The organism is Brevundimonas sp. NPDC007368 (assembly GCF_042869015.1).
GTDB lineage: Bacteria > Pseudomonadota > Alphaproteobacteria > Caulobacterales > Caulobacteraceae > Brevundimonas.
Genome location: NZ_JBIAFA010000005.1, coordinates 430,581 through 443,091, shown reverse-complemented (window position 1 = coordinate 443,091; position 12,511 = coordinate 430,581). Strand labels below are relative to the sequence as shown.

At 68.9% G+C, this 12,511-nt stretch carries 13 protein-coding genes; 7 read left to right on the top strand and 6 right to left on the bottom strand.

The genetic code is table 11. The features are described from left to right. Positions 1–105: 105 nt before the first annotated feature. The 5 genes from ACFYLW_RS13495 to ACFYLW_RS13475 form a co-directional block, all read right to left on the bottom strand. Complete coding sequence (locus ACFYLW_RS13495; protein ID WP_312063690.1) at positions 106–276, bottom strand: hypothetical protein; 171 nt, start codon at positions 274–276, stop codon at positions 106–108. A gap of 119 nt (positions 277–395) precedes the next feature. Further along, the gene (locus tag ACFYLW_RS13490) at positions 396–797 is read right to left on the bottom strand and encodes a hypothetical protein (RefSeq protein WP_312063692.1); all 402 of its coding nucleotides are present in this window, start codon (positions 795–797) and stop codon (positions 396–398) included. A gap of 43 nt (positions 798–840) precedes the next feature. Next, positions 841–3,243, bottom strand: a complete 2,403-nt coding sequence (locus tag ACFYLW_RS13485) for an ATP-binding protein (protein ID WP_390183189.1) — start codon at positions 3,241–3,243, stop codon at positions 841–843. Positions 3,244–3,356: 113 nt separating this feature from the next. Then, positions 3,357–3,938 (bottom strand): hypothetical protein, encoded by a 582-nt coding sequence (locus tag ACFYLW_RS13480; RefSeq protein WP_312063695.1) that lies wholly within the window; start codon positions 3,936–3,938, stop codon positions 3,357–3,359. Between the two features lie 89 nt (positions 3,939–4,027). Next, positions 4,028–4,441, bottom strand: coding sequence for a CBS domain-containing protein (locus ACFYLW_RS13475; protein ID WP_312063697.1), 414 nt, complete (start codon positions 4,439–4,441; stop codon positions 4,028–4,030). A gap of 137 nt (positions 4,442–4,578) precedes the next feature. On the opposite strand from ACFYLW_RS13475, the gene ACFYLW_RS13470 reads away from it, so the two are divergent. The 4 genes from ACFYLW_RS13470 to ACFYLW_RS13455 all read left to right on the top strand — a co-directional run bounded on the left by ACFYLW_RS13470 (position 4,579) and on the right by ACFYLW_RS13455 (position 9,906). Next, positions 4,579–6,435, top strand: coding sequence for a monovalent cation:proton antiporter-2 (CPA2) family protein (locus tag ACFYLW_RS13470; RefSeq protein WP_312063698.1), 1,857 nt, complete (start codon positions 4,579–4,581; stop codon positions 6,433–6,435). Positions 6,436–6,441: 6 nt separating this feature from the next. Beyond that, positions 6,442–7,752, top strand: a complete 1,311-nt coding sequence (locus tag ACFYLW_RS13465; protein ID WP_312063700.1) for a nicotinate phosphoribosyltransferase — start codon at positions 6,442–6,444, stop codon at positions 7,750–7,752. A gap of 75 nt (positions 7,753–7,827) precedes the next feature. After that, positions 7,828–8,400: an NADPH-dependent FMN reductase gene (locus ACFYLW_RS13460; RefSeq protein WP_312063701.1), complete on the top strand. Its 573-nt coding sequence runs from the start codon at positions 7,828–7,830 to the stop codon at positions 8,398–8,400. Positions 8,401–8,454: 54 nt separating this feature from the next. After that, the gene (locus tag ACFYLW_RS13455; RefSeq protein ID WP_390183188.1) at positions 8,455–9,906 is read left to right on the top strand and encodes a cryptochrome/photolyase family protein; all 1,452 of its coding nucleotides are present in this window, start codon (positions 8,455–8,457) and stop codon (positions 9,904–9,906) included. Here ACFYLW_RS13455 and ACFYLW_RS13450 read toward each other — a convergent pair. Next, positions 9,903–10,559 (bottom strand): methyltransferase, encoded by a 657-nt coding sequence (locus ACFYLW_RS13450; RefSeq protein WP_312063705.1) that lies wholly within the window; start codon positions 10,557–10,559, stop codon positions 9,903–9,905. The genes ACFYLW_RS13455 and ACFYLW_RS13450 overlap by 4 nt on opposite strands. 226 nt (positions 10,560–10,785) lie before the next feature. Between ACFYLW_RS13450 and ACFYLW_RS13445 the strand changes: the two genes are divergently transcribed. The 3 genes from ACFYLW_RS13445 to ACFYLW_RS13435 all read left to right on the top strand — a co-directional run bounded on the left by ACFYLW_RS13445 (position 10,786) and on the right by ACFYLW_RS13435 (position 12,451). Then, complete coding sequence (locus ACFYLW_RS13445; RefSeq protein ID WP_312063707.1) at positions 10,786–11,190, top strand: hypothetical protein; 405 nt, start codon at positions 10,786–10,788, stop codon at positions 11,188–11,190. Next, positions 11,190–11,387 (top strand): helix-turn-helix transcriptional regulator, encoded by a 198-nt coding sequence (locus ACFYLW_RS13440; protein WP_207825472.1) that lies wholly within the window; start codon positions 11,190–11,192, stop codon positions 11,385–11,387. Before ACFYLW_RS13445 ends, ACFYLW_RS13440 begins: the two co-directional genes overlap by 1 nt. Before the next feature lie 137 nt (positions 11,388–11,524). Further along, a complete protein-coding gene (locus ACFYLW_RS13435) occupies positions 11,525–12,451 on the top strand; it encodes an alpha/beta fold hydrolase (RefSeq protein WP_292083432.1) in 927 nt (308 codons plus the stop codon). Positions 12,452–12,511 lie beyond the last annotated feature (60 nt).

Sequence of the window (12,511 nt, the reverse complement as noted above, 5' to 3'; positions counted from 1 at the left end):
ATGGAAGCGATCAGAGCCTGAGAAGGAGGCGCTCCGCGCCTCGTCGCCACTACCGTCTCCCCGTGGCCCAACAGGTTTTTACACGGCCTCGGTCGTAAGCGGAAGTCAGTAGCCGTAACGCTTCGGGTCATTGAGGATGGGATCAACGGTCGAGGCTGGATTGGGAACAGCTATCTCCACTAGCAGGCCCAGCATGGCTTCACGGTTGCGCGCTTTTGCAGCAATATCGAAGGCCTCCAGAAGGCCAGCCTCGATCAACCTTTCGTTGACTGTCATGGCTGAGTCGTCTCGGTGTTCGCGCATAGCCACAGGGTAGCCCGTCAGGCGATGTTCGTAACGGGTCGGAATTGGTCTGGCTATCGACCGTGAATGCGACCGTGGCGGGTCGGATGCGGTCATCGCTCGCGATTTGGGACGATGGTGTCGCCGTGGGTTCTGATCCGTCGGCCGATGCGGCAGGCGTAGCGGCCATCGCGGGCCTCGAATTCGACATCCGCGCCGTTCGGGATGTCGTAGATGGTCGTCGCATCCCCTTGCTCGACCACGAGGCGTCCGGGGTCGCGGAGGTTGCAATGACCGGCCTCGGTCTGATGGAAACGGCAGCTCAGTGTGCCCCGCTCGGTGCGCATCATCCAGGCACCGACAAGCAGGCTGTTCGGAAATCGCTCGGGATGGGGCGGCGCTGAGACGGCGACCGGGCAGGGCGTCTGGCGGGCCGCTTCAGCGGAGACATAGGTCCGTGGCAACTCGGGCAATACGGTCGTCTGGGCGGCGAAGGCCATGGCGATCATCAGCATCGAACGTCCTCAAGTGCATCCTGGGTCGGTCGTGGACGGCGCATCAAGCCGCCTGCGACTGAACCCGCTGAACTGGTGCGCCGGCCGGGGCCATGGCGCCTTCGGGGGCGCGCAGGGGCAGGTCGAACCAGACGGTGGTGCCGTGGCCGGGTTCGCTTTCGATGGTCATGCGGCCGCGGTGCAGTTCGATCAGCGACTTGGTCAGGGCCAGGCCGAGGCCGGTGCCTTGCGTGGTCTTGGAATGCTGGCCCTCGACCTGTTCAAACGGCTGAGCCAGGCGCTCCAGGTCGGCGGCGGCGATGCCGATGCCGGTGTCGGTCACTGAGACGCGGACATGATCGGCGTCGTGGGGCGCGATGGTGACGGTGACCGCGCCGCCCTCGGGCGTGAACTTCACCGCGTTGGAGATGAGGTTCAGCATCACCTGCTTCAGGCCGCGATGGTCGGCCTCGACCTGCAGGGTTTCGGGGGCGACGAGGCCGAGGGTCAGGCCCGCCTCCATCGCCTTGCCGCGCATCAGGCGGATGGCGTCGTTGCACAGGGCGTTCAGCGACACGGCCTCGTAGTGCAAGGTCAGCTTGCCGGCCTCGATCTTGGCCATGTCGAGGATGTCGTTGATCAGGCTGAGCAGGTGCTGGCCCGACTGGTGAATGTCGGCGGCGTAGCCCTTGTAGCGGCGGTCGCCCAAGGGGCCGAACATCTCGCCGGCCATGATTTCCGAGAAGCCGTTGATGGCGTTCAGCGGGGTGCGCAGTTCGTGGCTCATATTGGCCAGGAACTCGGACTTGGCCTGGTTGGCGGCCTCGGCGCGGGTCATGGCGACCTCGTACTTGCGCGCCAGCAGAGACAGTTTGACCTCGCGGTCCTCAAGCTCCTCGACCATGCCGCGCAGTTCGTCGGCGGCGCGACGGCGCTCGGCCTCCTGACGGCGGATGACGGTGATGTCCGTGCAGATGACCACGGTGCCGCCGTCGCCGGTGAAGCGTTCGGCCATCTGCAGCCAGCGGCCGTCCTTCAACTCGACCTCGCGCACGCCGGCGCGGCCGCTGGCCGAGGGGTGCTCGGCCTTGATGGCCCCGGCGGCGATGCGGTTCAGGGCGTCCTTCTGGGCCCCGCGCACCACGACGCCGGCGGGGAAGGCGAAGGCGTCCTGGAAGGCCTGGTTCCACAGGATCAGACGACCCTGGCGGTCGAACAGGACGAAGGCGTCGGACACGCTTTCGATGCCGTCGCGCAGGCAGTTCTCGGCGGCCTGGGCCTGGGCCTTGGAGCGGCGGGCCTCGGTGATGTCCAGCGCCACGCCCAGCAGGCTGGAGAAGGCGCCGCTGTTGCGCGGCTGGCGCGACTGGCCGCGAGCGTCGATCCAGCGCACCCCGCCCGACTTCAGCGGTACGGGGAAGGTGACGTCGAAGACGCCCTCGGCGGCGGCGCGGTCGATGGCGTCGATCAGGGTTTCGCGATAGCGCGGGTGGACCCGGTCGATCAGGGCCTGGGTGGTCAGGATCTGGCCGGGCTCGGCCTCCAGCATGGCGGCCATGTAGTCGGACAGGACCACCTCGCCGCGCGCCAGATCCCATTCCCAGACGCCGCAGCGGGCGGCCTCGACGGCGACGCGGAAGCGGCGCTCTGTGTCGGCCCACTGTCGGCTCGCGCGGGCCTGGCGCCAGTTCTGCACGGCGAGGAGGGCCAGCATCAGCAGGACCAGCAGCAGGGGCGCGGCCAGCATCCAGGCGTCGTCCAGCCAGGCGGACAGGCCGCCGGCGATGGGCAGGGAGGCCACGACCGCCTGACCGGCGGCCCCGAGCGGAGCTGAGGCCGTCAGCCGGAGCCGACCGTCGGCGTCCTTGACCGGACGTCCCGCGTCGGCGGGAGCCTGACCGGCGGGGGTGAGGCTGAGGTCGGCGCCGCCGAGTTCGGCCTTGAGCGGGGGCAGGGGCGTGCGGGCGACGACGGCGCGGCCGTCCCTGAGCGCGCGACGCGTCACCAGGCCGTCGTCGTGCAGGGCATGGGCGGAGGCGGACGACGCGGACCGGGCCGAGGCGGCGTCGGTCTTGCCGCCCACAGCGGCGAGGACGCGTCCTTCGGCGTCCACGACGACGAAGCCGGCTTCGGGCGCGACGAGGCGGGCGCGGTCCAGGGCCTCGACGGCGAGCGCCGGACGTTCGGCCAGATCGCGGGCGATGAGATCGAGCGCGCGGTCGGTCAGGGCCAGGCGGGCGTCGATCAGGCCAGCGGCGCGCTGGGCTTCGAGCCTCAGGGCCTCGAAGCGGACCGCCTCCGCCTCGCGGCGGGGGCGGCTGTCGTCGCGGATGACCAGCAGGGCGTAGGCGGTGATGACCAGGGCGATGGCGAGCAGCAGGGCGCGCACCCACGGCATATGACCGCGCGTGATCTGGTCCGTGGCCCGGCGGCCCGGCTGATAGCTGCGGCGCTCCTTGCCCTGCAAGCCGACCCTCTCATGCTGAACAGCAGGCGGGAATCTAGGCTGCGTCGCGGATTCCTGTCGAGGCCCGGAGCGAAAGGCTTTTCACCTGGAAGGCGAACCGGTGCAGGAAAGACTCAGGCCGCCTCGTCAGCGGCGTTCGTCGTGGCGCGCGGGGCGTCGCCGGGCGCGGCCAGAACGTCGGTGATCTGACGCAGGACATCGCGGGCGCGGCGGGCGAGACGCAGGCTTTCCGGCGGGGCGTCGTCGGGGGCTTCTGACACCGTCTCGACCAGTTCACGGGCCAGGTTCATCAGGTCGGGCGCGGCGGCGATCAGGCGGGACTGGAACTCGATGCGCTCGGGATCGCGGTCGTATTCCGCGCCCGGCACGCGCCATCCGCCCCAGTCGGCCTTGTCGGTGACGACGACGGGATAGGAGCCGGGGAAGGGGTGGTGGGCGCAGTCGGCCGGCTCCTGCCACTTGTTGCGTGCGCGCAGGACGCGCCAGTCGCCCAGGGCGGTGACGGCCACATTGTCTTCGGCCGGCAACTGCAACTCGGCGGCCTGGAACTCACGGCCTAGGCCGACCTCATAGGTGATGCGGACAGGTTCGTCGAAGCCCTTGGCCCAGACGGGCAGGACCTTCTCGATCTGGGCCCAGGCGCCGACGCTCTCGACCCAGACCTTCTGGCCTTTCTGGAACTGCGCGCGCGCCATGGACCTCTCCCCGAATGCAGGGAGGCAGCATGGCGCGCCAGCCGTTATCGTCGGGTTCCGCGACGTGGTTAGCGCGCGGTAAGGATCGATCAGGCCGAGCGGGAGATCTCTTCGAGGGCTTCGCCGGCGTACTTCTCCTTCACCCGCGTCGACAGGTCGCCCAGAGAGACCACGCCGACCAGGCGTCCGTCCTTGTCCACGACCGGCAGACGGCGCACCTGACGCGAGCTCATCAGGTCCAGGGCGATCTTCAGGTCGTCGTCGGCGCGCACGACCAGGGCGTCGCGGCTGAGGAACTCGACCACGCGGGCATTGGGGGCGGCCCCGGCGGCCACGGCGCGCACCGTGATGTCGCGGTCGGTGAGGGCACCCACCAGGTTCTCGCCGTCGGCCACGGGGATGAAGCCGAAGTCGCCCGCCGCCATCCGGGCGGCCACTTCCTGAAGGGTGTCGTTGGGACGGGCCACCTGCACGTCCTTGCTCATCACGTCGCGGATCTTCATGGGGTTCTCCAGGAGGTTCTGACTTGGCCTTGGGAACCCCCGGCGGCGGGTGCGGTTCCGGCGCGGGCGGGACAAGGCTCGCAATCGCGACGCTTCGTCTCCACAATGGCGGCTCAGGTTTGAGACAAGGGTGAGCGATGGCCGACGCGGCGACAGGACTGAATCTGGGCCATGGGGTCGTTCTGCTGGCGGCGGGGGTCGTGGCGGTGCCGGTCTTTCGCAAGATCGGGCTGGGCTCCGTGCTGGGCTATCTGGCGGCGGGGGCGGCCATCGGACCGTTCGGTCTGGCCCTGTTCCGCGAGCCGGAAACCATCCTGCACGTCGCCGAGTTCGGCGTGGTCATCTTCCTGTTCATCATCGGTCTGGAGATGCGGCCCAAGCGGCTGTGGGGGATGAGGAAGGAGATCTTCGGTCTGGGCGCGGCCCAGGTCGGACTGGCGGGTCTGGCCCTGACGCTGGTTGCCATGGCCGCGGGGGTTTCGGCGCCGGTGGCCTTCGTCGGGGCCATGGGCTTCGTCATGTCCTCGACCGCCGTCATCGTGCAGATGCTGGAGGAGCGGGGCGACCTGCCGACGCCGCAGGGACAGAGGGCGGTGTCCATCCTGCTGTTCGAGGACCTGGCCATCGTGCCGCTGCTGGCCATCGTCGCCATTCTGGCGGCCTCGGTCGGGACGGCGAGCGAGAGCGCCACGCCCCTGTGGCAGACCATCGGTCTGGCGGTCGCGGCGGTGGCCGGGGTTCTGGTCGCCGGACGCTATGCGATCAATCCCGCCTTTCGTTTCCTGGCGCGCAACGGCGGGCGCGAGGTGATGACAGCCGCCGCCCTGCTGGTGGTGGCGGGCACGGCCTGGATCATGGATCAGGTCGGCCTGTCGATGGCCATGGGCGCCTTCCTGGCGGGCGTTCTGCTGTCGGACTCGACCTTCAGGCATCAGCTGGAGGCGGACGTGGAGCCGTTCCGCGCCATCCTGCTGGGGCTCTTCTTCCTGTCGGTCGGCATGGCGCTGGACATCGGGGTGGTGATTTCCGACTGGCGCATCGTGGTCGCGGGCCTGCTGGCCTTCATGGTGGTCAAGGCCCTGGTGATCTATGTCGTCGCCCGTCTGTTCAAGGCGCGCCATCACGAGGCGATCGAGCGGGCGGCCCTGTTCGCCCAGGGCGGAGAGTTCGCCTTCGTTCTGTACGGCGCCGCGGCGGCGGGCGGAGTGATCGACGGTCAGGCCAGTGCGGCCCTGACGGCCATCGTCATCCTGTCCATGGCCCTGACGCCGTTGACGACCCTGGCGATGAAGCGCTGGCTGCCGAAGGAGGCGGGCCTGTCGCCGGAAGACGCCGAGGGCGTGGACGCGGCCGAGGGGCTGCGCGGTCAGGTGCTGATCATCGGTTTCGGCCGCTTCGCCCAGGTGGTGTCGCAGCCCCTGCTGGCGCGCGACGTGGACGTGTCGATCATCGAGAACGACGTGGAGATGATCCAGGCGGCCGGCAATTTCGGCTTCAAGGTCTATTACGGCGACGGCACCCGGCTGGACACGCTGCGGGCCTCGGGCGCGGGCAAGGCCGAGGCGGTGCTGGTCTGCGTCGACAAGCCGGAGGCGGCCGACAAGATCGTGCAGCTGGTGAAGTCGGAGTTCCCGGGCGTGAAGCTGTTCGTGCGCGCCTTCGACCGGGGCCATTCGCTGCGCCTGATCGCGGCGGGCGTCGATTACCACATCCGCGAGACCTTCGAGTCGGCGCTGGCGTTCGGCGAGGCGGTGCTGGTCGACCTGGGGGTGTCCGAGGACGAGGCGGCCGAGACCATCGCCGACGTGCGCCGGCGCGACGCGGCGCGACTGGACCTGCAGGTCACGGGCGGACTGACCGCCGGGCGGTCGATGATGCGCGGCAACGCCGTGACGCCCGAGCCCGAGCCCTACATCAAGCCGGCGCGCGAAGGGCGGCTGGTCAACGAGAGCGAGGCTCCGCCCGAGGCGGTGATCGAGCAAGCAGCGGACTGACCGGGCATGGCGAGCGTCGATCTGGCCAAGCGGGCCTATGACCACGGTTGGCGACTGGACCCCATCGTCCGCAGCCTGCTGGACACCGACTTCTACAAGCTGCTGATGCTGCAGCTGATCTGGCGCAAGCATCGCGATGTGCCGGTGACGTTCAGCGTCATCAACCGCACGACCAGCGTGCGGCTGGCCGAGGAGGTGGACGAGGCGGAGCTGCGGGCGCAGCTGGATCACGCGCGGACCCTGCGGTTCTCGAACCGCGAGCTGATCTGGCTGGGCGGCAACACCTTCTATGGGGTGAAGTCGATCTTCAGCCCCGATTTCCTGGCCTGGCTGGCCGAGTATCGCCTGCCCGAGTACGACCTGTCGCGCGGGGCGGACGGGCAGTTCCGGCTGGAGTTCTCGGGCGGTTGGGCGGACGTCACTCTGTGGGAGATCCCGGCCCTGTCGATCCTGAATGAGCTGCGCAGCCGCAAGGCTCTTCGGCGTCTGGGCCGGTTCGAGCTGGACGTTCTCTATGCGCGGGCCAAGACCAAGCTGTGGGGCAAGGTCGAGCGGCTTCGGAAGCTGGAGCCGCTGGCTATCTCGGATTTCGGCACGCGGCGGCGGCACGGCTTCCTGTGGCAGGGCTGGTGCGTCGAGGCGCTGAAGGAGGGGTTGGGCAAGGCCTTCATCGGCACGTCCAATGTCCTGCTGGCCATGAACAACGACCTGGAGGCGGTGGGCACCAACGGGCATGAGCTGCCCATGGTGCTGGCGGCGCTTGCGGGGGATGACGACGCGGCGCTGCGGCGCGCGCCCTGGCAGGTGCTGGAGGAATGGCGGGCGACCTACGACGGCAATCTGTTGATCGCCCTGCCGGACGCCTTCGGGACGCGGGCCTTTCTCGCCGATGCGCCGGACTGGCTGGCCGACTGGAAGGGGTTCCGGCCGGACTCGGCGCCGCCGATCGAGGGCGGGGAGGAGATCCTGAGCTGGTGGAAGGGGCAGGGACGCGACCCGCGCGAACGGCTGCTGGTCTTCGCCGACGGCATGGACGTGGCTGCGATCGAAGCGACCCACGCCCACTTCAAGGGCCGGGTGCGGACCAGCTTCGGTTGGGGCACCAATCTGACCAATGACTTCCGCGACTGCGCGCCGGCGCCCATGCCGGAGCTGACGCCCATCTCCCTGGTCTGCAAGGTGACGCGGGCGGGCGGGCGTTCTGCGGTCAAGCTGTCGGACAATGTCGAGAAGGCGACCGGCGACCGGGGCGAGATTGAGCGCTACATCCGTGTCTTCGGCGAGGCGGGACGGGGGCGTCAGACGGTCCTCGTCTGAGGGAACCGCCAAGCTTGGTGGCGCATTTCGCCAGAGGCGACGGACGGCGTCGTCTCACCCAACGGGATGCGCGTCATGACCACCTATAACGTCGGCTATATCGTCGGCAGCCTGGCCAAGGGCTCGATCAACCGCAAGCTGGCCAAGGCGCTGATCAAGCTGGCGCCCGAGAAGCTGCATTTCCACGAGATCTCGTTCGCGGAACTGCCGCTCTATTCCTACGACTATGACGCCGACTATCCGGCGGTGGCGACGGATTTCAAGGCGGCGATCAAGGGTTCGGACGCCATCCTGTTCGTGACGCCGGAGTATAATCGCTCCATCCCCGGCGGGCTGAAGAACGCCATCGACTGGGCCAGTCGCCCCTATGGCGCCAACAGCTTCGCCAACAAGCCGACAGCGGTGATCGGGACGTCGCCGGGCGCCATCGGCACGGCGGTGGGGCAGCAGGTGCTGCGTCCGATTCTGGGCTTCCTGCAGGCGCCGCAGATGAACGCGCCCGAAGCCTATATCCAGTTCAAGCCGGGCCTGATCGACGACGACGGCAATGTCAGCGTGCCCGAGACCGAGCAGTTCCTGCGCGACTACATGGAGGCCTTTCATCAGTTCATGGCGCGGGTGCTGACGGTCTTGCCGCGCGACGCCTGATCCATCAGGGAGGCGGGACCGTATTCAGGTTCCATCCCGAGTCAGGACCGCCGCTTGCCTGCTTCCCCGCCCGTCATCCTTTGGTTCCGTCGCGATCTGCGGCTGGCCGACAATCCGGCCTTGCACCACGCTCTTGCGACGGGGCGGTCGGTGTTGCCGCTCTATGTGCGGGACGAGCGGCTGGAGGGGCGCCCCATCGGCGCCGCCTCGCGCTGGTGGCTGGACAAGAGCTTGCGGGCGCTGGACGCGGATCTGAGGACGCGAGGCGGGCGGCTGATCCTGCGCAGCGGGGACGCCGAGGCCGAGCTGCGCCGCCTGATCGAGGAGACGGGCGCCGATCAGGTCTTCATGAACCGGCTGTTCGAGCCCGAGGCCTTCGCTCGCGACGCCGACATCGCTCATGACCTGAAGGCGGACGGGGTCGAATGCCGGGGCTTCAACGCCAGCCTGATGTGTCGCCCGGGCGCGGTGCTGAACGGTTCGGGCCAGCCCTACAAGGTGTTCACGCCCTTCTTGAAGGCGCTGCTGAGCGTCGCCGGGGCCCCGGCGGGACTGGAGGCGCCCGAGGCCATCGCGGTCCCGGATGGGGTGGTCAGCGAGACGGTGGAGGACTGGGGCCTGCATCCGACCCGGCCCGACGGGTCGACGGATTTTGTCGGGACGCCGGGAGAGGCGGGGGCGAAGGCGGCGCTGGACGCCTTCGTCGCCGGAGGCCTGAAGACCTACGCCACCGATCGCGACCGGCCGGATCGGGCGGGGACCAGCGGTCTGGCGGCGCATCTGCACTGGGGCGAGATCGGTCCGTGGCGGGCCATTCAGACGGTGCGGGCGGCGGCGGCTGAGGGACGGGTTCCGGCGACGGAGGCGGAGAAGTTCGTCGCCGAGATCGGCTGGCGCGAGTTCTCGGCCCATCTGCTGCATCACTTCCCCTATCTGCCCGAGCGGGCGTTCAGGCCCGAGTACGACGCCATGCCGTGGCGCGACGATCCGGCGGGGCTGACGGCGTGGAAGGCGGGGCGGACGGGCTATCCCCTGGTCGACGCCGGGATGCGCCAGCTGTGGGCGACGGGGACCATGCACAACCGGGTGCGGATGGTGGTCGCCTCCTTCCTGATCAAGCACCTGCTGATCGACTGGCGCGAGGGCGAAGCCTGGTTCTGGGACTGCCTGACCGACGCGGATCTGGCCAGCAATGTGCAGAACTGGCAGTGGGTGGCCGGGTCAGGGGCGGACGCCGCCCCCTATTTCCGCATCTTTAATCCGGTTGCCCAAGGCGAGAAGTTCGATCCGACGGGGCGCTATGTGCGGCGCTGGGTTCCCGAGGTGGCGCGGCTGCCGGATCGCTGGCTGCACGCGCCATGGACGGCGCCGCCCATGGTGCTGAGCGAGGCGGGGGTGAGGCTGGGCGCCACCTATCCCCGTCCCATCGTCGATCATGTCGAGGGCCGCGAGCGGGCCTTGGCGGCGTTGAAGACGGTCAGCGCCAGTCGCGGCGAGGGCGACTAGTCCAGCGACCAGACGCGCGAGCGTTTGACCTCCTGGTCCTCCAGCTCGCGAGTGGTGGGGACGGTGTATTCGGCCAGCAGGGTCAGGCCGGATTTCGGGAAATAGGTGCGGCCGGGGTCGCCGACGATGACGCGGGTTCCGTTGGCCTGCGCCTGTTTCAGCCAGGCCAGGACCGCCTCGGCCATGGGTCTTTCATAGAAGACGTCGCCAGCGCAGATCAGGTCGACGGGCGGCGGCGGGGCGTCCAGCAGGTTGGCGTCGGTGAAGGCGATCTCGACAGAGTTGGACCGGGCGTTGGCGGCCACGGCGGCGGCGCAGAAGGGGTCGATGTCGGCGGCCAGCACCGAGGCTGCGCCCGCCTTCATGGCGGCGACGGCGACGAGGCCCGAGCCAGTCGCCAGATCGATGACCCGCTGGCCCGCGACCTGATCCGGGTGATCCAGCAGCCAGCGCGCCAGGGCCTGACCCCCGGCCCAGGCGAAGGCCCAGAAGGGCGGCGGCAGGCCCATGGCGCCCAGCTCTTCCTCGGTCAGGCGCCACAGGGGCGTGATCTCGTCCGCCAGCCACAGCGAAATCTCCGGCGCGTGCGGCACGGCCTGCAGCCGGGTGTTGGCGGCGATGAAGTCGGGGGCGTTGGCGGGTGTGAGGCGCATGGGGGTGTCTAGGACGCAGGCAATTGTTTGTCATCCCGGAAGCCCGCAAGGCTATCCGGGACCGCAGCACAGGCAAACGGCGGCGTCTTGGGCGGTCCCGGCTCTGCGCCTCGCGATGCGAGGCTGGGCCGGGATCCAAAAATCATGCTGGCATGACAAAAAGTCAGGTTGACGTGACATGATCGTGGTGTAAGGTGGTCCTTACATTCAGTCAGGAGCGCCTTCCATGTTGAGCCTGTCCAAACAGAACACCCCCGCCGGCCGCCGCTACGTGGTCCGCACCATGGCCTTCATGGGCGGCTATGTCGCGGTCATGCTGGCCACCATCGGCGGGGCTTTCGACACCATCCAGAACACCCCCGCCGCCTGGGCTCTGGCCCTGACAGTGGCGGCCCCGATCGCCGGTCAGATCTGGGCCACCCTGAGCTTCATGCGCGACAGCGACGAGTTCGTCCGCGCCGTGACGGCCAAGCAGTTCATCGTCGCGGCGGGCGTGGCCATGGCGGCCTTCAGCGCCTGGGGCTTCGGCGAGAGCTTCGCCGGCGCGCCGCACGCCGAGGGCTGGCTGATCTATCCGCTGTTCTGGGCGGTGTTCGGCGTCGTCTCGCCCTTCATCCGGTCGTCGAACTGATGAAGAACAAGCTGAAACTGCTGCGCGTCGAGCGCAACTGGACCCAGGAGCAGCTGGGTCAGGCGCTGGGGGTCTCGCGTCAGGCCGTCAACGCCCTGGAGACCGAGAAGCACGACCCCTCGCTGGACCTGGCCTACCGCATCGCCGCCCTGTTCGAACGGCCGGTGGAAGAGGTCTTCGAAAACCCCCACGCCTGACATCCCTGTCAGTTTAACCTTACTTTTTCTGCCTCGTTTTTCCGCCGTCATTTCCGGATCCGTCCCGGAAAGCGACCTCGCACGCCCCGAACCCAGGGCGACGACGGCGGGTCCATCTCAAACCGAAAGGAAACGCCATGTCCAAGATCTCCGCTCCCGCCAAGACCCTTCGCGCCTTCGCCCTGGCCGTCGCCGTCGGATGGGCCGCCGGGAGCATCTTCTCCCCGGCGCAGGCTGCCGAACCGACCCGCGTCGAGGCGCCCGCCTTCGCTTCGGACCGCCTGTCGATCGAGGTGATGGGGCAGGGGCCCGACGTCATCCTGATCCCCGGCTTCGCCTCGTCGCGCGACGTGTGGCGGCCGCTGGCCGAGCGCCTGTCGGCGACGCACCGGGTGCATCTGGTGCAACTGGCCGGGTTTGCGGGCGAGCCGTGGAGCCATGGCGACGGGGCCTTCGTCCAGCCGGCGGTGAATGATCTGGCTCGCTACGCCAAGACCTTGAACAAGCCTGCCGTCATCGGCCATTCCATGGGCGCCCTGACCGGGCTGATGCTGGCGCAGCAGCATCCCGAGGTCGTCGGCAGGCTGATGAGCGTCGACAGCCTGCCCTTCTTCAGCGCCCTCTACGGGCCGACCGCGACCGCCGAGACCGCCCGCCCCTTCGCCGAGCAGGCGGCGGCGGGCATCCTGAACGCCGACGCCGCCGGATACCGCGTCCAGCAAGAGCGTACGGCGGGCGGCATGATGCGCAACGAAGCGGGGCGCGCCGCCATGGTCGAATGGTCTATGGCCTCGGACCGTCAGGCCATGGCCTCGGCCATCCGCGACGTCATGACCACCGACGCCCGCCTGGGACTGGCGGCCATGACCACGCCCGTCTGGGCCGTCTATGCGGCGGATGCGAATGGCGGCGTGCCGAGCGCCATGGCCGACGCCATGTGGAGCCGCGAATACGCCGCCCTGTCGGGGGTGAAGCTGGTCCGGGTGGACGACAGCCGCCACTTCATCATGACGGACCAGCCCGAGCGGCTGGGCGTGCTGGTGGATGAGTTCCTGGCGGACTGACCATACCCGCTCATCCCCGCGGAGGCGGGGACCCAGTGAGAGCCTCATGCGCCGCCTGTG

What these genes read in the sequence shown, in the direction of transcription:
- ACFYLW_RS13495 (WP_312063690.1), bottom strand. Translation starts at nt 276, where the DNA reads ATGACAGTCAACGAAAGGTTGATCGAGGCTGGCCTTCTGGAGGCCTTC.
- ACFYLW_RS13490 (WP_312063692.1), bottom strand. Translation starts at nt 797, where the DNA reads ATGCTGATGATCGCCATGGCCTTCGCCGCCCAGACGACCGTATTGCCC.
- ACFYLW_RS13480 (WP_312063695.1), bottom strand. Translation starts at nt 3,938, where the DNA reads ATGGCGCGCGCGCAGTTCCAGAAAGGCCAGAAGGTCTGGGTCGAGAGC.
- ACFYLW_RS13475 (WP_312063697.1), bottom strand. Translation starts at nt 4,441, where the DNA reads ATGAAGATCCGCGACGTGATGAGCAAGGACGTGCAGGTGGCCCGTCCC.
- ACFYLW_RS13470 (WP_312063698.1), top strand. Translation starts at nt 4,579, where the DNA reads ATGGCCGACGCGGCGACAGGACTGAATCTGGGCCATGGGGTCGTTCTG.
- ACFYLW_RS13465 (WP_312063700.1), top strand. Translation starts at nt 6,442, where the DNA reads ATGGCGAGCGTCGATCTGGCCAAGCGGGCCTATGACCACGGTTGGCGA.
- ACFYLW_RS13460 (WP_312063701.1), top strand. Translation starts at nt 7,828, where the DNA reads ATGACCACCTATAACGTCGGCTATATCGTCGGCAGCCTGGCCAAGGGC.
- ACFYLW_RS13450 (WP_312063705.1), bottom strand. Translation starts at nt 10,559, where the DNA reads ATGCGCCTCACACCCGCCAACGCCCCCGACTTCATCGCCGCCAACACC.
- ACFYLW_RS13445 (WP_312063707.1), top strand. Translation starts at nt 10,786, where the DNA reads ATGTTGAGCCTGTCCAAACAGAACACCCCCGCCGGCCGCCGCTACGTG.
- ACFYLW_RS13440 (WP_207825472.1), top strand. Translation starts at nt 11,190, where the DNA reads ATGAAGAACAAGCTGAAACTGCTGCGCGTCGAGCGCAACTGGACCCAG.
- ACFYLW_RS13435 (WP_292083432.1), top strand. Translation starts at nt 11,525, where the DNA reads ATGTCCAAGATCTCCGCTCCCGCCAAGACCCTTCGCGCCTTCGCCCTG.